Here is a 17852-nt window from a genome sequence, read left to right as displayed (position 1 = left end):
GCCGCATCAGATCACCACCAGCTTGCCGGTCAGCGCGCCGGCCTCGTCCATCGCCTGCAGGATGGCCATCATGTCGTCAGGCGTGGCGCCGATGCTGTTGATCGTGTCCACGATCGCCTGCAGGCTGGCGCCAGCGGGCCAACGGAAGGTGTGCGGCACCGCCTGCTCGACGTTCACCTGCGACTGCGGCACCGTGGCGGTCTGGCCGCCGCCGAAGGCATTGGGCTGGCTCACCGCCGGGCTCTCGCCGATCATCACCCGCAGTGCGCCATGCGAGATCACGACCGGCTTGACCTTGACGTCCTGGCTGATCACCACAGTGCCGGTGCGCGAATTGAACACCACCCGCGGCTCGCCGTTGCCGGAGTCCACGTCCAGCGCGTTGATCCGGGCGACGAAGGCCACGCGCTGGCGCGGTTCGGGCGGCGCGGTCACTTCCACCGCGGTGGCATCCAGCGAATACGCGGCGCCCTCGCCCAGAGTACGGTTGAGCGCGTTGGTGATGTTGGTGGCGGTGCGGAAGTCGGGGCGCTTCAGGTTGAGGCGGATGGTCGGCGCCGTCGAGAAATCCGACGGGATCACCTCTTCGATCGTGGCACCGTTGGGAATGCGTCCGGCGGTGGGCGTGTTGATGGTGACGCTGGAACCGCTACGGCCTTGCGCGCTGAGCCCGGGCACCACCAGGTTGCCCTGCGCCAGCGCATAGACTTTGCCGTCGGCGCCGGCCAGTGGCGCCAGCAGCAGGGTACCGCCGCGCAGGCTCTTGGCGTCGCCGATCGAGGACACCACCACGTCGATGGTCTGCCCCTTGCGGTAGCCGGGCGGGAACACCGCGCTGATCATCACAGCGGCGGTGTTGCGGGCGCGCAGCTGGACTCCGTCCGGCGTGCGTACGCCGTACTGGTCGAGCATGTTGCGCAGCGACTGGCTGGTATAGCGGGCCTGAGTGCCGTCGCCGCTACCGCTGAGGCCGACCACGATGCCGTAGCCGGTGAGCTGGTTCTCGCGGATACCCTCCACATCGACCAGGGTTTCCAGTTGCTGCGCCGGCGCGGCCGCGGCCAGCCATAGCAGCGGCAGCAGGCACGCCGCCAGGCGGCGCGGGGACAAGCGGCTACGGAGCGTCATGCGCATCTCAGAACGGCATAAGCGGATGGTTGAAGAAGCGCGTCAGCCAGCCGCCGCGGTTGGCGTTGGCGATCTCGCCGCGGCCGGAGTAGCGGATGCGGGCGTCGGCCACGCGCTGCGAGGACACCCGGTTGCTTGCGTCCAGGTCAGAGCTGCGCACGTAGCCGCTGAGCCGCACCGTCTCCACGTTCTGGTTCAACATCAGGCTCTTTTCGCCGCCGATCTGCAGCAGGCCGTTGGGCAGCACCTTCTGGACGATCACGGTGAGCGCGCCGGCCATCGAGTTGTTCTGGCTGGTGGTGCCGGTGCCGGCGTTGTCGCGCTTGATGCCCAGGTCGGTACCCAGGGTCAGCGCCGCGCCGAGCACCTTGCCGTCCGGCATCGCGATCTGCGAATCCTTGCTGATCGCGGTCTTGTTGCTGTTGCTGGCCTGGGTGGCCTCCTCCAGGTCCACGGTGAGCACGTCGCCGACGCGGTAGGCGCGGTTGTCGGCGGTCAGCGCACGGCCCATGCCGGGCACGAACACGCCACCGGAGCTGCCCTGCTGCGGCTCCAGCACCAACGGCGGCATGTCGTCGCCGGCCGGCATCGGCAGCTCGCCAGTGAAGGTGGCGCAGCTGCCCAGGACGGCGGCAAGCAGCAGCGCGGCCAGGGTGTGCAGGCGCGGCATCAGCGTGCGGCCTGCGCCAGCTGCTGCATCATGTTGTCGGCCGCGGTCAGCACCTTGGTGTTCATTTCATAGGTGCGCTGGGCGGCGATCATGTCGACCATTTCCTCCACCGCCTGCACGTTGGAGCTCTCCAGCGCGTACTGCTTGATCGTGCCCATGCCATCCAGGCCGGGCTGGCCTTCGACCGGCACGCCGCTGGCCACGGTCTCGCGGTACAGGTTGTCGCCGATCGCCAGCAGGCTGCCGGGATTGACGAAACTGGCCAGTTGCAGCTGACCGAGCTGCACCGGCGTCGCCGAATCAGGCGTCACCGCGCTGACCATGCCGTTCTCGCCGATGCTGACCGATTTGGCATTGCCGGGAATGGTGATGCCCGCGGTCAGCCTCAGCCCCTGCGCGGTGACCAGGGCGCCGTCCTTGTCCGGGCGCAGCTGGCCATCGCGGGTGTAGCCGATCTCGCCGTCGGGCAGTTCGACCTGGAAGAAGCCGTTGCCTTCGATCGCCAGGTCCAGCTGGTTGGCCGAGGCCTGCCGGCTGCCAGGCGTGAACACCTTCTGCGTGCCGGCCAGGCGGGTACCGTTGCCGATCTGCACGCCGCCGGCAAGCGTGGCGTCGTTCAACTGCGCGCCCGGTTGCTGCTCCACGCGATAGAACAGATCCTGGAACATGGCGCGATCGCGCTTGAACCCAACCGTGTTGACGTTGGCGAGGTTGTTGGCGATGGTCTGCAGGCGCGTGTCCTGCGCCTGCAGGCCGGTCTTGCTGATCCACAAGGTCTGGTTCATGTCGTCGCTCGGGGTGCTTGGAATCGGTGGGGGGCGCTCAACCGCGGATCAGACGGTTGCCGGAATCGGCCATCTCGTCGGCGCTGCGGAACATCCGCATCTGCATCTCGAAGGTGCGGCTGAGCTGCATGGTCTGCATCATCTCCTCGATGGCCGAGACGTTGCTGTCCTCCAGGTGGCCGGACACCACGCGCACGCCATCCTCGCGCCCATAGGCGATGCCGGCACGCGAGCCGAGCAGGCCGTCCGCGCGCTTGAACAGATCGGCCGGCTCCGGCGCTACCAGGGTCAGGCGATCGACCACCTGCATCTCGCTGGTGCCCGGCGCCTGCACCGAGACGCTGCCGTCAGCGCCGATGTCCAGCGCCGCGTACTGCGGCAGCACCACCGGGCCACCATCGCCAAGCACCGGATGGCCATTGAGGGTCATCGCGCCCTGGTCGTCGAGGGCGAAGTTGCCGGCGCGCGAATACGCGATGCCATCCTCGGTCTGCACCGTGAAGTAGCCGTTGCCCTGGATCGCCATGTCCAGCGGCCGCCCGGTTTCGCTCAGATGCGCGCTGGTCTGATCCACCACGGTGTCGGTCACCGCCGCCTGCAGCCGCGCATCGTAGCCGTAGCCTTCGATCTGCAGCGGTTCGGCCACGCTCAGGTCGGCGCGGAACCCCGGGGTCTGTGCATTGGCCAGGTTGTTGGCACGTACCGCCAACGCCTTCTGGCTGTAGTCGGCGCCGCTGACCGCGGTGTAGAGGAAGGCATCCATGGCTTAGATCGCCTGCATCAGCGTCTTGATCATTTCGTTTTCGCTGGACAGCACCTTGGAATTGGCCTGGTAGTTCTGCTGGGTGCTCATCAGGTTGACCAGTTCGTTGGCCATGTTGACGTTCGAGCTTTCCAGCGACTGCGTCTTCAGCGCGCCCAACAGGCCGCTGCCGGCCACGCCGTACACCGCAGCGCCGGTGGCGGCATTGGGTTGCCAGGCATTGCCGTCCACGGCCGACAAGGCCTCTTCGGCCGGGAAACTGGCCAGCGCCAGCTGCCCGGCGCTGACCTTCTGGCCGTTGCTGTATCCCAGCTGGATGCTGCCGTCGCCGTCGAGGGTGACGTTGGTCAGCGACCCCGGTGCGTTGCCGTCGGCGGCGTTGGTGGTGGTGCTGAACTTGCCGCCGGCGAACACGGTGCCGGTGTAGTTGATCGCCAGCACCATTGGCGCCGCGCCGGTCGGGGTACCCAGCGCGACGCTGACTGGCGCCGCCGGGACGGTCAGCTGGCCGCTGGTGTCGAACTGCAGGCTGCCGGTGGCCGCATTCAAGGTGCCATCGGTGGCGTAATGGACGTCGACTTGGTTGCCGTTGCCGCGTACGAAGTACTGGCTCAGGGTGTGCTCGCGCCCAAGCGAATCGTAGACACTGGTGACCTGCACCGCGTTGTAGGACGTGGGATCGGCCATGTCGAAAGTGGCGGTGGCCGGCGCGCTCCAGTCCGCAGACATGGTCCCGGCGTAGCTGAGGCTGGCGCTGGCCTTGGCCAGCATGCCGCCGCTGGGCACGCTCAGATCGCCGAGCGCACCGTTGCTGGTGGCACTGTAGCCGCGCAGGTGGCGGCCGCTGGCATCGACCAGGAAGCCGTTGGCGTCGACACTGAACTGGCCTGTGCGCGTGTACATCACGCTGCCGTCGCTATCGGCGACGACGAAGAAACCGCGCCCGTCCACCGCCGCGTCGAGCCCGCGCCCGGTCGGGACGATGTTGCCCTTCTGGTCGATGGTCTGGCTGACCGAGTTGACGTAGGTGCCAGCACCCTTGCCGTCGGCATAGGAGGAGGCGAAGCTGGCGCTACCGGACTTGAAGCCGTAGGTGGCACTGTTGGCAATGTTGTTGCTGATCTGGGTCAGCGCGCTGCTCACCGCGTTCAGGCCGCTCAGGGCGATGTTGAAGGACATGGTAGGTCAGGCTCCGGACTGGGTGTTGGAAGAGGACGCGCCATCGCCGCGCCCCAGGAAGCGGACGATGCCCGCGGTGGGAACCTCGCCGATGCCAGCCACGTCGAGCAGCACCGCGCCGGCCGTGTCCATGCGCACCGACTGCAAGCGGCCATGGATCTCCACGTCCGGCGTGTCACCGGCGCTGGTCTGCGCCTTCAGCGCATAGCGGCCGGCTGGCAGGCCGAGCTGGCCGGGATCGAGCGTGAATTCCACCATGCCGGCCTGTTGCGGGCCGAGCGCGAGGCGGTGCTCCACGCCATCGCTGCCGGTCAGTACGACACCGGCATCGGTGACTGCCCTGTCCAGGGTGAAACCGCCACCGACCGGCGCGCCAGCGAGCGTGACCGTGTTGGCGGCGACGGCGACCTGCGCGCCGACCTGGCCGCCGAAACCGACGCTCAGCAGGCTCTGCTGCAACGCGTTGGAGGCGCTGGCCGCGCTGCTCATGCTCTCCATGCTCTGCACCTGGGTCATCGCCGCGAACTGCTGCACGAAATCCTTGCTCTCCATCGGCGCAAGCGGATCCTGGTGCTGGATTTGCGCGACCAGCAACTGCATGAACAGATCGGAGTTGCTGCTGCCATTGGTTGCGATCGCGTCGCTGCCGGCGAGCGCGGACAGCGTCGCGGCCGTGCCCTGTATCGATGCGCTCATGCGCCTTCTCCCATTTTCAGAATCTGCTGCTGCATGCCGTTGATGCGGGTCATCACTTCCACGTTGGTCGCATAGGAGCGCGTGGCCGACAGCATGTCGGCCATTTCCTCGACAGGATTGACGTTGGAATAGAAGACCATCCCGTTGCTGTCGGCCAGCGGGTTGCCGGGTTCATAGCGCTGCTCCAGCGGATCCTGGCTGGGCAGTACGTCCAGCACCTGGACGCGTGCGCCGACACCGTCGAGGATCGCGGCAAACACCGGCTTGCGCGCGTGATAGGCATGCTCGGCGGTGCCGGCGGTGCCGGCATTGGCCAGGTTGCTGGCGATGGTGTTCATGCGCACGGTCTGCGCGGACATCGCCGACCCGGCGATCTCGGTGATCTGCTTGAATCCCATGGCGGTCAGGCCTCGCCCTTGATCGCGGCAGCCAGTCCGCGCAGGCGCATGTTCACGAAGGTCAGGCTGGTCTGGAAATCCACCGCATTCTGCGCGAAGCGCGCCTGCTCGGCGCCGAGCTCCACCGTGTTGCCGTCCATAGCGGTGCGCCCGGGAACCCGGTAAAGCGTCTTGTCGTCGTCGAACTGCGGCAACGGCGCTTCGGACGCGTCGCCCAACCTCTGCTGCAGGCGCGCCTGGAAGTCGAGGTCGCGCGCCTGGTAGCCTGGCGTGCTGTCGTTGGCCAGATTGGCAGCCAATACCTGCGCCCGTTCGCTGCGCAAGGCCAGCGCGTCCGGATGCACGCCCAACGCCTGCTTGAGATCCAAGCCCATAGATGCCGTTCCTGTAAGTCGCCATCCCGCCTGGCGGGTGGACGAGATAGTAGAAGGTGGGCACCGCAACAACTGAAATCTAAAAACTCTTTGAGCGATTGCGGCAGGTGCGTGGGCAGATAATTTTGCGCATGCCGACGCAGCCCCGCTCTCTCGTGCGCCCCGCCACCTGTACCGCGCTCGTGCTCGTTGCCCTGTGGCTGGCCGCGCCAGCCGCGGCATGGGCAGATGCACCGCAGAACCAGGTGGCCGACGCGGCCCGCGACTGGCTGCGCGTGCGGGTCGCTCAACAGGGCATCCAGGCGACACGGCTGGACGTGGACGTCATCCCGCCCGCCAGGCGCCCTGCGCCCTGCCCGCAGCGATGGCGGATCGAGATCCTCAAGGCGATGCCCGGCCGCGTGCTGCTCGGTGCCGAATGCCCGGCCGGCAAGGGTGGGCAATCGCGCTACACGGTGCGCACCGCGATCCGCGCGAAGGTGCTGGTGGCGCGCAGCGGCATCGCTGGCGGACGCGTGCTCGAGGCGAGCATGCTCGACACCGCCGAGCAGGACATCAGCCTGTCGCCCGATGCCCTGACCGATCCTGCGCAAGCGGTCGGCCACACCCTGCTACGCCCGCTCGGCGCCGGCAAGCTGCTGCTAAGCCGGTTCCTGGCCAGCGACCATGGCGTGCACCGCGGCCAGCAGGTGCGCATCGTCGCCGGCGCAGCGGGCTTTCAGATCAGCATCGCCGGCACCGCGCTGGCAGATGCCGGCCTCGGCGAGGCCGTCATCGTGCGCAACCAGAGCACCGGCAAGACCCTCGCCGCACGGGTCAGTGGCGACGGCGTCGTCGCGCCGGCCATGCAAACGCGATGACGGCCGCGGACCGCGGCCGCGACGGCGGGCCTGCAACGGCGCGTTGGTCACCGCGGCGGCGACGTGCACCACAACCGCGGCGCTGACCGTCCCCGGCGCCGGCGACGCCGCCCCCATCCGCCTACGCCCCACGCGCACCGATCGACGGTCGCACCGGGCAACACCTTGAACAATGCCGCGCATGGTCTACCGCTATTTCGTCAATGTCGGCACCCTCCAAGCCAAGGACAAGACCGGCTGGATCGGCTGCTGGTACATCTACGACCGGACCGCCAGCGATCCGCTGCACCCCTTGCTGAGCGGGCGCAGCATGCACGCCTGGCGCGATGCGAAAAGCTCGCTGGTCGCCGCCTATGAGGAAGCACTGCTGCACATCAATGCGTTGACCGCCGCCGCGCGCGGCCAGTAGCACCGGCACCGCGGGCGCGCCACGACGCCCTGCCGTGGCCAGGTCACACGGCTACGGACGCGATCCTCAGCCCGCGCAGCGCGCGCACAGCCCGTGCACTTCCAGGGTCTGCGCCTGCGGCTGGAAGCCCAGCGCCTTGGCGCGCTGTTCCAGTTGCGCGACCACGTCGCGGTCCTCCAGCTCGACCGCGCTGTGGCAGCGGTCGCAGATCAGGAACGGCACCGAGTGCTGCGCGCTGCTGGGATGGTGGCAGGCGACGAAGGCGTTGACCGACTCGAGCTTGTGCACGAAGCCGTTGGCCATCAGGAAATCCAGCGCGCGGTACACGGTGGGCGGCGCGTCGGCGCCCACGCTCTTGCCCTCGCGCACCCATTCCAGCAGGTCGTAGGCCTTCACCGGGCGCCCCGCCTCGGCGATCAGGCGCAGCACGTTGGCGCGGATCGGGGTCAGCCGCAGCCCGCGTTCGCGGCTCACCCGCTCCACCACCTTGACGAAGTCGTCGGCGTCGTGGACGTGGTGGTGCGGCTCGGTGCAGGCGGTCTTCTTGCTGGACATGGCGGTTCTCCGGGGAATCAGCTTCCCGCTGGGATCTTGATGAGCGCGGCGTCGATGCGTTTCAAGGCCTGTTCGCGCCCGGCCAGGTACACCGTGTAGGAGATGTCCGGGCTGACCTGGGTGCCGGTGATGGCCACGCGCAGCGGCTGCGCCACCTTGCCCATGCCGATCTCCAGCGCGGCGGCCGCGTCGTGCAGCGCGGCGGACACGCCGTCCACGCTCCATTCGTCCAGTGCGGCCAGCAGCTCGCGCGCCTTGCCCAGCGCCAGCTCGGCGCCCGGCTTCAGGTGCTTGGCCACCGCGGCCTCGTCGTAGGTCTCCAGCGGCCGGTACCAGACCACCGCCTTCTCGGCCATGTCCTTCAGCGTCTGCACGCGCTCGCGCAGCGCCAGCACCACGTCGGCGGCGGCCGGGCCGGCGGCCGGGTCGATGCCGAGCTTGGCCAGCTGGTGCTCCAGCTGCGGCGCGATCGTGGCCGGGTCGTCGGTCTTCAGGTAATGCTGGTTGACCCAGCCGAGCTTGGCCATGTCCAGCCGCGCCGCCTTGGAGTTGACGTCCTTGACGTCGAACAGGTCGATCAGCTCCTGGCGGCCGAACAGTTCCTGGTCGCCGTGCGACCAGCCCAGCCGCGCCAGGTAGTTGATCAGCGCGTGCGGCAGGTAGCCGGCGTCCCTGTACTGCATCACGTCGGCCGCGCCGGTGCGCTTGGACAGCTTGGCGCCCTGCTCGTCCAGGATCATCGGCATGTGCGCGAACTTCGGCACCGGCGCGCCCAGCGCTTGGTAGATGTTGATCTGGCGCGGGGTGTTGTTGATGTGGTCGTCGCCGCGGATGACCTCGGTGATGCCCATGTCCCAGTCGTCCACCACCACCGCGAAGTTGTAGGTGGGGTAGCCGTCGGGGCGGAAGATCACCATGTCGTCGAGCTCGCTGTTGGCGATCTCGATGCGGCCCTTGATCAGGTCGTCGAACACCACGCTGCCGCCGACCGGGTTCTTGAAGCGGATCACCCGGTTCGGATCGTCGCGGTACGGCAGGCCCTGCTCGCGCGCGGCGCCGTTGTAGCGCGGCTTTTCCTGCCTGGCCATGGCCGCCTCGCGCATTGCGTCGAGTTCCTCGCGGGTCTCGTAGGCGTAGTAGGCCTTGCCGGCGGCGAGCAGCTGTTCGGCCACTTCCTGGTAGCGGGCAATGCGCCGGGTCTGGTAGACCGGGCCCTCGTCGTAGTCCAGGCCGAGCCAGTCCATCGCTTCGAGGATGGCGTCGATCGCCGCCTGGGTGCTGCGCTCGCGGTCGGTGTCCTCGATGCGCAGCACGAACTGGCCGCCGCGGTGGCGCGCCTCCAGCCAGCAGTACAGCGCGGTGCGCGCGCCGCCGATGTGCAGGTAACCGGTGGGACTGGGGGCGAAACGGGTGCGGCAGGCCATGGAACGCTCGGAGCAAACGGGAATCGGGCGATTTTACCCCGCCGTGCCCGACGGTGCCCGGAGGCGGTGCGGCGCAGGCTGCAACAGTGCCTGGATGCGTTCCAGCCATTGTGGGAGCGACTTCGGTCGCGACTGAAGTCGCTCCCACAAATGCGCTAGCGCAGCAGTTCGTCGCCGGCCACCCACTGCCACGCGTCGGTGAAGGCGGCGCCGGACCGGTTGGCATGGACCAGCGCGCCGGGCGCGAATTGCAGGCGCACGGCGTGCGGCAGCAGGGTCTTGGGCATCGGCACTACGTCGGCAGCGAAGGGAACCGACAGCAAAACGCATCGCCCGTCCGGATCGCGTGTGCTGCGGCAGCGGCGCGGCTCGTCTCCGCGGTGGGCGCTCGGGCGCAGATCGGCGCGCGGCGGCGCAGTGCCGGCCGACGGCCGGCAAGACCCAATCGCGCCTGGCCGGGACGGCTAGCGCGCCTGGGCGAAGCCGGTCAGCTGCGCGCGTGCGATGGCCGGGGCCAGCTGGCCGCGCCAATCGCGGTCGTTGGCGACCTGGGCGCGGCCGCGGCTGGCCTCGAACGCGGCGAAGTCCAGGTCGGCCAGCGCCCAGACCTGCTCGCCCCGGGTCTGCGCGACGATGCCGTCGGCCGGGAAACCGGCATCCATCGGTGCGTAGATCGCCGCCTCGCCGGTGTTCACGTCCAGCGCCGGACTCCATTCGGCCAGCCCGGCGGTCACCGACTGGGCGACGAAGATGCGGTTCTCCAGCGCGCGCGCCAGGCAGCCGATGCGCACGCGGGTGGCGCCGGCCTCGGTGTCGGTGCAGCTGGGCACCACCAGCAGGCGCGCGCCGGCCTCGTACTGGGCGCGCACCGGCAGCGGAAACTCGCTGTCGTAGCAGACCGCCACGCCGGCGCGCACGCCGTCGGCGGCGAACACCTTCAGCGCGTCGCCGCCGTCGATCAGGCCGGTGGCCTTCTCGAAGCCGGTCAGCTGCAGCTTGTCCTGCCAGCCGTGGCGGCCGTCGGGCGCAAACCAGTAGGCGCGGTTGCGGTAGCGGCCCTCGCCGCTGGCCAGCAGGAAGCTGCCGGCGACCAGGTGCAGGCGATGCCGCTGCGCCAGCTGCGTGAACAGCGCCAGGTACTGCGGGTGCAGCGCCTGGATCGCCGCCAGCGAGGCCGGCAGGTCCTCGGACACGGCGCTGGCGAAGGTCGCGGCCAGTTCCAGCGACAGGTATTCGGGCAGCACCGCCAGCTGCGCGCCGGCCTGCGCGGCCTGGCCGATCAGGGCCGCCTGCTTGTCGGCGAAGGCGGCGAAATCGACCGGCGCGCCGATCGGGTACTTGGCGACGGCGATCTTCATGCGGCAGGCTCCAGCGGGCGGGTCCAGAAACTCAGGGTGTGCAGGATCTCGCCACGCTCCAGCTCGTCCCAGGCCAGTTGCATGCGCAGCGACGGCTGCCGCACGTAGCCGCGCTTGTGCCAGAACGCGTCGTTGCCGCGGTAGCCGGGCGGACGCCGCGGATCGTCGGGACTGCGGTCCACCGCGCAGAACGCGGTCAGGGCGAAGCGGCCGAGCGCGCGCGCATGCGCTTCGCGGTGGTCGAAGAAGGCGTGGCCGACGCCGCGGCCGCGATACGCGGGCAACAGCACCGATTCGCCGAAATAGAACACGTCGTCCACCGCGATGGCGCTGCCGGCGAACGCCGCGGCGAATGCCTCGGCATCGTCGCCGAGCGGCAGCCCGGTGGAGGCGCCGACCACGCGCTCGCCGTCGCGCGCCAGCACGAACACGCTGTCCGGCGAGGCGGCGTAGGCGGACAGATAGTCGCGTTCGTAGTCCAGGTCGCCGGCGTACAGGTACGGCCAGTCGCGGAACACGGCGATGCGCAGCCGCGCGACATCGTCCAGGAACGGGGCGATCTGCGCGCCGCGCAGGCGCTGGATGGGAAGCGGAGAGTCCATCCGTGAACTCTACCGCAGGCGTTTCCGTGGCGCTGCCGGCTTGGCGATGCCCTGGTCGATTCACTCCTGTCGCCATCCCTGGCGCTGGGCGTCCCTGCCCGGTCCTGCGTCCTGCCGCGGCCTCCATGGCCGCGATGGCGTCGCGCGATCGCGATTGCCCGTGCCATCCATGGCGCCTTCCCTGGCGCCGGGCCTCCTGCCCGCTGCTGCGTCCTGCGGCGGCGTCCTTGGCCGCGATTGCCGCGCACGATCGCGCCTTCCTGCTCGATCCATCCATGCCGCCGTCCCTGGCGTCGTGCTTCCTGTCCGTTGCTGCGTCCCGTCGCGGCGTCCATGGCCGCTACGCCGTCGCGATCGCGCTTGCCTGTGCCTCCGCTCGCCAGCCCGACCACGACCGACGATCGCGATGCCGGGAACGAGGGCGGCACGCGAAGCCGCGCTTGGCCCGCATCGGTGATCGCTTCACCGCCACCAGCGGCACAGCAGCGCCGCCTGCGCCGGCAGCACCAGCAGCCGCGCGCGTCCCTGCGCTTCCCAGGTCACGAAGCCGGGGCCATGGCTGGCCTGCGCGGCCTGCCCGGCGGCCTGCGCCCAGGCCGAATCGCGGCGCAGCGCGCGCCAGGCGCAATAGCGCCAGGGTTCGGCCTCGCCGGGCAAGGCGGCGCGGGCCTGCAGCGCGGCCGCCAGGAACCCAAGACCGTGCGTGGCCAGCGCGTCGCGGCTGCGTTCGCTCAGCCGCAGCCACAGGGCGCCGCCGCGGTCGGCGGCGGTGACCAGCGCCGCCTGCGCGCTGCGCGCCAGCGCCGCGCCGGCATTGCCGCGGTGCAGGCCGCGGGTGTCCAACGCGTCCGGCAACAGGGCCTGGACGCGGCGATGCAGATGGATATGTGCCGACATGGCGGAGTCCTGGTCGCGTGCCGGCTCAGCGCAAGGCCGCGCCGAGTTCGTACCAGTCGATCCTGCGGGTGATCCACATGATCGCGGCGAGGATGCCGAACAGCAGCAGCGAGCCCATCAGCAAGGCGTTGTCTTCCGACGCCAGCAGTCCGTACAGCGCGCCGTACAGCACGGTGAGCATGCTGGCGAAGCCGGCGGCGCGAGCGCGGCTGCGCAACACGCCGGACAGGTAGAAGAACTGCAGGCCGATGCAGGCCAGCGCCGAGATCAGGTAGGCCTGCCAGAACGGGATGTGCTCGGACAGGCTGAGCAGCAGCAGGAAGAAGATCGCCAGCGCCAGGCCGACCAGCAGGTATTGCAGCGGATGGATCGGCAGGCGCTTGATCAGTTCGAACAGGGCGAAGGCGACGAAGGTCAGCACCACGAACAGGATGCCGTACTTGCTGGCGCGATCGGCCTGGGTGTAGACGTCGACCGGATCGACCAGGTCCACGCGCAGCGCATCGATCTCGCCGCCGGAGAACAGCTGCGCCTGCGCGCCGGTGGCCAGCGACGACAGCGCCCAGCTGGCCTGGAAGCCCTGCTCGGTGATGCGGCGCTCGTTGGGCAGGAAGCGGCCGCCGAACAGCGGATGCGGCCACGGCGAGGTGAGCGCGATCTGGTTGTCGTCGCCGACCGGCACGATCGACAGGCCCTGGGTGCCGTCGAGCACGAATTCCATTTCCACGCTGTGCAGGTCGGTGAGCCGGCCCTGGCGCGCATCGCTCAGCGCCGGCAGCAGCGCATGCACGCCCTTGGACTGGCCGGCGAGCGCCAGCGACCCCGGCTGCAGCGCCAGCGCCTTGCCGTCGGTGCGCAGGTTGGGCGTGCCGACCAGCCCGCGCACGTCCTGGATGCCGACCACCAGATACGGCTGGCCGTAGCTGCGGCCCTCGACCGCTTCGTAGTCGAGATCGTCGAACTGCGCCTTGAGCCGCGCATGCCAGCTGTACACCTGCACCTTGAACAGGCCGATGCTGCGTTGCGAAGGCTTGAGTTCGCCGTCGATCGCCAGGTGCCGCGGCGTCTGCAGGTCGTAGCCGGTTTCGGTTTCGCGCTTGATGCTGCGCTTGCCGTCGGCATCGACCACCGCGACATCGCGCACCTGGGTCCACGGGATCACCCGCAGCGGGCCGAGCAGGCGCTGCTCGCCGGCCTTGCTTTGCGATACGCGCTCCACTGCCTGGTCGCGGTAGCGCTGGCGGTCTTGCACGGTGCCGCGGATCATCATCAAAGGAATCAGCAGCAACAGGATCAATCCGCCGATGGTGGCGAATCGCAGGACGAGCTTGAGGGATTTCATCGACGGTCCTCGGTGATGGAGGACGCCAGGGTGCCGCGCCTGCGTGTGCGGGGTTTGAGGCGAATTTGAAGCGAGTGTGAAGTGGCTGGAGAACGTGTGGCAGGCAGGATCGCAACGTCCATCAGGCAAGGCGCTCGCGTTGCCAGCGATGGACGGGCGAACGTTCGGCGGACAGGGTCGGGGCTGAAGCCCCTCCCACAGTGCACCCAGCCAGTTGGCCGCAAGCCCCTTGTGGGAGCGACTTCAGTCGCGACGAGCGAAGCCTCGGGCTTTCCCGATCAAGAACGCCGTCGGACCCGATGGCCTGTGCCCGACCCGGAACCGATCCCGCAGTGGATCCAGGCGCCGCTCAGGCCGCCGGCAGCGACAGCCGCGCCACCGCGCCGCCGCTCTGGCGATTGCGCAGGCTGGCTTCGCCGCCATGCAATCGCGCCACTTCGCGCACGAACGACAGGCCCAGGCCGGAACTGCGCTGCCCGGTCGCCGGCCGCGCCAGCGAATAGAAGCGCTCGAATACCCGCTCCAATGCGTAATCGGGAACCCCTGGGCCCGCGTCCTCCACCAGCAGCGCGATGCGCGCCTCGGTCTCGCGCCCGACGCGCAGGACCACGACACCGCCACCCGGCGAGAACGCGATCGCATTGTCGAGCAGGTTGTGCAGGGCCTGGCGCAGCAGATACGGATCCCCGGCCAGCGCAAGTTCCGCCTCCGGCGCCTGCACCTGCAGTTGCACGCCACTGGCACGCAGCTGCGGCGCCAGGGCCTCCTGCAGCTGCGTGAACAGCGGCGCCAGCGCGATGCGCTCGCGCCGCTGCAGCCAGCCGTGCTGCTCCACCTCGGCCAGCGCCAGCAGCTTGTCGATGGTTTCGGTGAGGCGCTGCTGCTGCTCGGCGATGTTGCGCACGAAGCGTTGCCGCTCCGCGTCCGGCAGCGGTTCCTGCAGCAGTTCGGCGGCGCCGCGGATCGCCGCCAGCGGGCTCTTCATCTCGTGGGTCAGCGACTGCACGTACTGCTCGACATAGGCCTTGCCCTCGAGCTTGCGCCGCATCGTCTCCAGCGCGCGGCCCAGATCGCCGATCTCGTCGCGGCGCGGCGGCGGCGGCGGTACCGGCTCGCCGGCGCTGACCGCCTGCGCGTAGCGGTTGAGCCGGCCGATGCCGCGCAACAGGCCCCAGGTCATCAGCAGCCCGATCAGCGCGGAGATGCCGATCAGCCAGGCGCCGCGCAGCAGGATGCTGCGCTGGCTGGCGACGATGAACGGCTCGATGCTGCGGTTGGGCTGCGACAGGGTCAGCACGCCGATCAGGCGCCGGCCCTCATCCGGGTCGTAGATCGGCGCGGCCACGTGCATCACCGTGTGGTTGGGGTCGCCGTCGCCCTCTGCGCTGGAGCGCGCGCCGTATTCGCCGCGCAAGGTGCGGTAGACGTCGTTCCAGCGCGAGTTGTCGCGGCCCAGGTCCTGGCCGCGCGAATCGAACACCACAACGCCGGCCGCATCGGTGATGGTGACGCGGTAGTCGACGCTGCGCTTGGGAAAGCGCCACACCATCGCGCGCGGATTGCGCCGCTGCGCCGCGCCCAGGTCGCGGGCGAAGGCGCCGCTGCCGATGCGCCCGGCCTTCAGGTCGGTGGCGGCCATCTGCGCCAGCACGTTGGCCGCGTCCACCAGGGTCGATTCCATCGCCTGGCGCACGCCGGGCTTGACCTCGTTGACGAACACCCGCATCACGAAGAACGCGGCGACGCCGACGATCAGGAAGAAGCCCAGGAACAGCTTCAGCCCCAGCCGCATCTCACGGCTCCAGCGCGTAGCCGATACCGCGATGGGTGCGGATCGGGTCGTGCGCGGCGCCGGCCGCGCGCAGCTTGGCGCGCAGGGTCTTGATGTGGGTGTCCACGGTGCGGTCGGCGCTGTCGGCGCTGGCGTCCCAGCCGCGGTCCATCAGCTGCGCGCGGCTGAGGATGGCGCCGGGCCGCTGCAGCAGCGCGGCCAGCAGGGCGTATTCGTAGCGGGTCAGGTCCAGGGCGGCATCGCCGTAGTGGATGCGGCGGCCGTCGCGGTCGATCGCGAACGCGCCGTGCCGCTGCCAGCCCGGCGCCGCGTCCGCGCCCGCGCTCGCCGCGACCGCCGGCCGCCGCAGCCGTGCCCGCACCCGCGCCACCAGTTCGCGCGGCGAGAAGGGTTTTGCCATGTAGTCGTCGGCCCCCAGTTCCAGGCCGAGCACGCGGTCGATCTCGTCGTTGCGCGCGGTCAGGAAGATCACCGGCACCTGGCTGAAGCTGCGCAGTTCGCGGCATACCTCGAAGCCGCCCAGATCGGGCAGGCCGATGTCGAGCACCACCACGTCGATGCCGCCGGCGCGCGCCTGCGCCAGCGCCTCGCGCCCGAGCAGGCAGTGCCGCACCTGGTAGCCCTCGCTGCGCAAGGCGTACAGCACGGTATCGGCGATGGCGGATTCGTCCTCGACGACGAGGACACAGGGGGCGGCGGGCGCGGACATGGCGCGCAGCATAGCCGCAACCCCCGCCCGCCCGTACACTGCCGCGATGAACTATCGCCACGCCTACCACGCCGGCAACCATGCCGACGCGCTCAAGCACACCGTGCTGCTTGCGCTGATCGATGCGCTCAAGCGCAAGGACAGTCCGTTCTTCGTGCTCGACACCCATGCCGGGCGCGGCCGCTACCTGTTCGCCGCCAGCGAGGCGCGCAAGACCGGCGAGGCCGCGGCCGGGGTGCTGAAACTGATGGGCCAGCCGACCCTGCCCGAAGTGCTGGAGCGCTACCTGCGCGCGGTGCAGGCCGACAACCCCGTGGGCGCGCTGCTCGCCTACCCGGGTTCCCCGCTGCTGGTCGCCCAGGCGATGCGCGAACAGGACCGGCTCGCGGCCTGCGAACTGCAGCCGGAGGAAGCGGCCGAACTGAAGGCGCTGTTCGCCAACGACCGCCGCGTGCAGGTGCACGCCGGCGACGGCTATGCGGCGATCAAGGCGTTCGTGCCGCCCAAGGCCGGCGCGGCCAGGATCGGCCGCGGCCTGGTGCTGATCGATCCGCCCTACGAATCGCAGGACGCCGAATATCCGCTGATCGCCGCGGCGCTGCGCGAGACCCTGACCCGCTGGCCGCAGGCGATGTGCGCGGTGTGGTATCCGATCAAGCAGCGCCGCAGCCTGCAGCCGTTCTTCCGCAAGGCCGCGGCGATGCCGGCCAAGTCGGTGCTGCTGGCCGAACTGCAGGTGCGCCCCGACGATTCGCCGCTGCGGCTCAACGGCAGCGGCATGCTGCTGCTCAATCCGCCATGGCAGTTCGAGCAGGCCCTGGCGAGCGCGTTGCCGGCGCTGAAGACGCACCTGGGCGAAGCGGGCGCATCGACGCGCCTGGAGTGGCTCAAGCGCGAGGAGTGACCCGGCGCGCGCGGCGCCGGGTCAATAGCAATCCCAGTTGTAGGCGACCCGGCTGAAATCGCCGCGCTGCAGGTCGGCCGGATCGATGAAGAAGTTGGCGATGCCGCTGTCGCCCCACATCATCGCCTCGTCGCTGTCCAGCTGCAGCAGCAGGACCTGCGCATCGCGCGGCTTGCGCGGATCCTCCTGGGTGAACTCGGGATAGCCGCCGAGCTTGTGCCCGCCGCGATTCAACGCCTCGTACAGCGCCTCGTCCACGTCGTCCTGCGCCAGCGCGTGGCGGCCGGCATAGGCCGCGGCGACCTCGTCCAACGGCCGGCCCAGCGCCTGTGCGAAGTGCACGTCGCTGCTGCCGATGGTTTCCTCGCCCACGCTGAACTGCATCGCGCGCGGATGCGCCGGGTCGAACGGCAGCGTGTCGGCGGCCGGCAACGGCACCTCGGCCTGCCGCGCCGACGCGTCGGGCCGCGGCCAATACACCACGCGGAAATTGCGTTGCGCGCTCAATGCGGCCAGGTCGGTGGCGCCGTCGAGGTTGGCGCCATAGAAATCGTCGCTGCCGATGAAGAACTGCAGCATGCCGTGCGTGGGATAGCCAGGCAGCGGCGGCATCGTCGCCAGGTCGACCTGCGCCAGCAGCGCCAGCGGCTGGCCATGGGCGTCTTGCGGGTATGCCTTGTCCGCGGTCCAGTACGGGCGGCCGCCGACCTTGCTGGCCAGACGATCGTCCTGCGCCATCGGCTGCAGGCGCAGCTGCGCCACCGGCCTGCGCGTGGCGTCCAGGCGTTGCCGGTACGGCGCCAGCACCGCATCGGTCTGCACCGGCACCTTCGCCGCGGGCGCGGCGCTGGACGATGGCGCGACCGGCGGCGGCCCCTGCATCGTGCGCTTGAGCCACCAGAAGCCGCCCAGCATCAGCCCGCCCAGCACCGCGACCAGCGCCAGGGTGATCACGGTGGACAGCAGCACCGCGTTCGAGGTCTTCATTGCGTTGTCGCCCACGATGG

Annotated in this window: 20 protein-coding genes and 1 pseudogene; 3 read left to right on the top strand and 18 right to left on the bottom strand. The window is 69.7% G+C overall.

Annotation, left to right across the window (positions count from 1 at the left end; all coding sequences use genetic code 11):
• Window positions 1-6: 6 nt before the first annotated feature.
• Genes NRY95_07810 through flgB form a run of 8 tightly spaced genes read right to left on the bottom strand, consistent with a single transcriptional unit; the run spans window position 7 to window position 5993 of the window.
• Window positions 7-1128, bottom strand: a complete 1122-nt coding sequence (locus tag NRY95_07810; GenBank protein ID UYC17847.1) for a flagellar basal body P-ring protein FlgI — start codon at window positions 1126-1128, stop codon at window positions 7-9.
• Window positions 1129-1135: 7 nt separating this feature from the next.
• Entirely contained in the window at window positions 1136-1798 is a 663-nt protein-coding gene (locus tag NRY95_07805) for a flagellar basal body L-ring protein FlgH (GenBank protein UYC17846.1), read from the bottom strand.
• A complete protein-coding gene (flgG, locus tag NRY95_07800; protein UYC17845.1) occupies window positions 1798-2583 on the bottom strand; it encodes a flagellar basal-body rod protein FlgG in 786 nt (261 codons plus the stop codon). The genes NRY95_07805 and flgG overlap by 1 nt, the downstream gene beginning before the upstream one ends.
• Window positions 2584-2620: 37 nt before the next feature.
• Window positions 2621-3346, bottom strand: a complete 726-nt coding sequence (gene flgF, locus NRY95_07795) for a flagellar basal body rod protein FlgF (protein UYC17844.1) — start codon at window positions 3344-3346, stop codon at window positions 2621-2623.
• Between the two features lie 3 nt (window positions 3347-3349).
• A complete protein-coding gene (locus tag NRY95_07790; protein ID UYC17843.1) occupies window positions 3350-4525 on the bottom strand; it encodes a flagellar hook-basal body complex protein in 1176 nt (391 codons plus the stop codon).
• Between the two features lie 6 nt (window positions 4526-4531).
• Complete coding sequence (locus NRY95_07785) at window positions 4532-5221, bottom strand: flagellar biosynthesis protein FlgD (GenBank protein ID UYC17842.1); 690 nt, start codon at window positions 5219-5221, stop codon at window positions 4532-4534.
• Window positions 5218-5619, bottom strand: a complete 402-nt coding sequence (flgC, locus tag NRY95_07780) for a flagellar basal body rod protein FlgC (protein ID UYC17841.1) — start codon at window positions 5617-5619, stop codon at window positions 5218-5220. Before flgC ends, NRY95_07785 begins: the two co-directional genes overlap by 4 nt.
• A gap of 5 nt (window positions 5620-5624) precedes the next feature.
• On the bottom strand, window positions 5625-5993 hold the full coding sequence (flgB, locus tag NRY95_07775; protein ID UYC17840.1) for a flagellar basal body rod protein FlgB: 369 nt from the start codon (window positions 5991-5993) through the stop codon (window positions 5625-5627).
• Between the two features lie 131 nt (window positions 5994-6124).
• On the opposite strand from flgB, the gene flgA reads away from it, so the two are divergent.
• Together flgA and NRY95_07765 are read left to right on the top strand one after the other, a co-directional pair.
• A complete protein-coding gene (gene flgA, locus NRY95_07770) occupies window positions 6125-6853 on the top strand; it encodes a flagellar basal body P-ring formation chaperone FlgA (protein ID UYC17839.1) in 729 nt (242 codons plus the stop codon).
• Between the two features lie 181 nt (window positions 6854-7034).
• Window positions 7035-7262 carry a hypothetical protein gene (locus NRY95_07765; GenBank protein ID UYC17838.1) on the top strand — a complete coding sequence of 76 codons (228 nt, stop codon included), beginning with the start codon at window positions 7035-7037 and terminating at the stop codon, window positions 7260-7262.
• A 66-nt stretch (window positions 7263-7328) separates the two neighbouring features.
• Here the strand turns inward: NRY95_07765 and NRY95_07760 are convergent, their stop codons facing one another.
• From NRY95_07760 to creB, 9 genes and pseudogenes are all read right to left on the bottom strand, one after another.
• Entirely contained in the window at window positions 7329-7817 is a 489-nt protein-coding gene (locus NRY95_07760; GenBank protein ID UYC17837.1) for a transcriptional repressor, read from the bottom strand.
• A 17-nt stretch (window positions 7818-7834) separates the two neighbouring features.
• Window positions 7835-9241, bottom strand: coding sequence for a glutamate--tRNA ligase (gene gltX / locus NRY95_07755; protein UYC17836.1), 1407 nt, complete (start codon window positions 9239-9241; stop codon window positions 7835-7837).
• Between the two features lie 167 nt (window positions 9242-9408).
• Window positions 9409-9528 (bottom strand): annotated as a pseudogene (locus tag NRY95_07750) (DUF3616 domain-containing protein).
• 177 nt (window positions 9529-9705) lie between these two features.
• Window positions 9706-10599 carry a carbon-nitrogen hydrolase family protein gene (locus NRY95_07745; GenBank protein ID UYC17835.1) on the bottom strand — a complete coding sequence of 298 codons (894 nt, stop codon included), beginning with the start codon at window positions 10597-10599 and terminating at the stop codon, window positions 9706-9708.
• Window positions 10596-11201, bottom strand: coding sequence for a GNAT family N-acetyltransferase (locus NRY95_07740; protein UYC17834.1), 606 nt, complete (start codon window positions 11199-11201; stop codon window positions 10596-10598). Before NRY95_07740 ends, NRY95_07745 begins: the two co-directional genes overlap by 4 nt.
• 462 nt (window positions 11202-11663) lie before the next feature.
• On the bottom strand, window positions 11664-12098 hold the full coding sequence (locus NRY95_07735; GenBank protein UYC17833.1) for a hypothetical protein: 435 nt from the start codon (window positions 12096-12098) through the stop codon (window positions 11664-11666).
• Window positions 12099-12123: 25 nt separating this feature from the next.
• Window positions 12124-13440: a cell envelope integrity protein CreD gene (gene creD / locus NRY95_07730; protein ID UYC17832.1), complete on the bottom strand. Its 1317-nt coding sequence runs from the start codon at window positions 13438-13440 to the stop codon at window positions 12124-12126.
• A 349-nt stretch (window positions 13441-13789) separates the two neighbouring features.
• Window positions 13790-15232, bottom strand: a complete 1443-nt coding sequence (creC, locus tag NRY95_07725; GenBank protein UYC17831.1) for a two-component system sensor histidine kinase CreC — start codon at window positions 15230-15232, stop codon at window positions 13790-13792.
• Between the two features lies 1 nt (window position 15233).
• Entirely contained in the window at window positions 15234-15953 is a 720-nt protein-coding gene (gene creB, locus NRY95_07720) for a two-component system response regulator CreB (protein ID UYC17830.1), read from the bottom strand.
• Window positions 15954-15987: 34 nt separating this feature from the next.
• Between creB and rlmJ the strand changes: the two genes are divergently transcribed.
• On the top strand, window positions 15988-16845 hold the full coding sequence (rlmJ, locus tag NRY95_07715) for a 23S rRNA (adenine(2030)-N(6))-methyltransferase RlmJ (GenBank protein ID UYC17829.1): 858 nt from the start codon (window positions 15988-15990) through the stop codon (window positions 16843-16845).
• 21 nt (window positions 16846-16866) lie between these two features.
• Here rlmJ and NRY95_07710 read toward each other — a convergent pair whose 3' ends face one another.
• Window positions 16867-17832, bottom strand: a complete 966-nt coding sequence (locus tag NRY95_07710; GenBank protein ID UYC17828.1) for a YwqG family protein — start codon at window positions 17830-17832, stop codon at window positions 16867-16869.
• Window positions 17833-17852 lie beyond the last annotated feature (20 nt).

This window comes from Xanthomonas campestris pv. phormiicola (assembly GCA_025666215.1).
Taxonomy (GTDB): Bacteria; Pseudomonadota; Gammaproteobacteria; order Xanthomonadales; family Xanthomonadaceae; genus Xanthomonas_A; species Xanthomonas_A campestris_A.
This window is presented reverse-complemented; position numbering and strand designations above follow the sequence as displayed.

Excerpts from the sequence above, each read along its gene's own strand:
- flgC (UYC17841.1), bottom strand. The coding sequence starts at position 5,619 with ATGGGATTCAAGCAGATCACCGAGATCGCCGGGTCGGCGATGTCCGCG.
- NRY95_07790 (UYC17843.1), bottom strand. The coding sequence starts at position 4,525 with ATGTCCTTCAACATCGCCCTGAGCGGCCTGAACGCGGTGAGCAGCGCG.
- NRY95_07710 (UYC17828.1), bottom strand. The coding sequence starts at position 17,832 with ATGAAGACCTCGAACGCGGTGCTGCTGTCCACCGTGATCACCCTGGCG.
- NRY95_07765 (UYC17838.1), top strand. The coding sequence starts at position 7,035 with ATGGTCTACCGCTATTTCGTCAATGTCGGCACCCTCCAAGCCAAGGAC.
- NRY95_07745 (UYC17835.1), bottom strand. The coding sequence starts at position 10,599 with ATGAAGATCGCCGTCGCCAAGTACCCGATCGGCGCGCCGGTCGATTTC.
- NRY95_07810 (UYC17847.1), bottom strand. The coding sequence starts at position 1,128 with ATGACGCTCCGTAGCCGCTTGTCCCCGCGCCGCCTGGCGGCGTGCCTG.
- creB (UYC17830.1), bottom strand. The coding sequence starts at position 15,953 with ATGCTGCGCGCCATGTCCGCGCCCGCCGCCCCCTGTGTCCTCGTCGTC.
- creC (UYC17831.1), bottom strand. The coding sequence starts at position 15,232 with ATGCGGCTGGGGCTGAAGCTGTTCCTGGGCTTCTTCCTGATCGTCGGC.
- creD (UYC17832.1), bottom strand. The coding sequence starts at position 13,440 with ATGAAATCCCTCAAGCTCGTCCTGCGATTCGCCACCATCGGCGGATTG.
- NRY95_07805 (UYC17846.1), bottom strand. The coding sequence starts at position 1,798 with ATGCCGCGCCTGCACACCCTGGCCGCGCTGCTGCTTGCCGCCGTCCTG.
- flgF (UYC17844.1), bottom strand. The coding sequence starts at position 3,346 with ATGGATGCCTTCCTCTACACCGCGGTCAGCGGCGCCGACTACAGCCAG.
- NRY95_07735 (UYC17833.1), bottom strand. The coding sequence starts at position 12,098 with ATGTCGGCACATATCCATCTGCATCGCCGCGTCCAGGCCCTGTTGCCG.
- flgA (UYC17839.1), top strand. The coding sequence starts at position 6,125 with ATGCCGACGCAGCCCCGCTCTCTCGTGCGCCCCGCCACCTGTACCGCG.
- NRY95_07740 (UYC17834.1), bottom strand. The coding sequence starts at position 11,201 with ATGGACTCTCCGCTTCCCATCCAGCGCCTGCGCGGCGCGCAGATCGCC.
- NRY95_07785 (UYC17842.1), bottom strand. The coding sequence starts at position 5,221 with ATGAGCGCATCGATACAGGGCACGGCCGCGACGCTGTCCGCGCTCGCC.
- flgB (UYC17840.1), bottom strand. The coding sequence starts at position 5,993 with ATGGGCTTGGATCTCAAGCAGGCGTTGGGCGTGCATCCGGACGCGCTG.
- flgG (UYC17845.1), bottom strand. The coding sequence starts at position 2,583 with ATGAACCAGACCTTGTGGATCAGCAAGACCGGCCTGCAGGCGCAGGAC.
- rlmJ (UYC17829.1), top strand. The coding sequence starts at position 15,988 with ATGAACTATCGCCACGCCTACCACGCCGGCAACCATGCCGACGCGCTC.
- gltX (UYC17836.1), bottom strand. The coding sequence starts at position 9,241 with ATGGCCTGCCGCACCCGTTTCGCCCCCAGTCCCACCGGTTACCTGCAC.
- NRY95_07760 (UYC17837.1), bottom strand. The coding sequence starts at position 7,817 with ATGTCCAGCAAGAAGACCGCCTGCACCGAGCCGCACCACCACGTCCAC.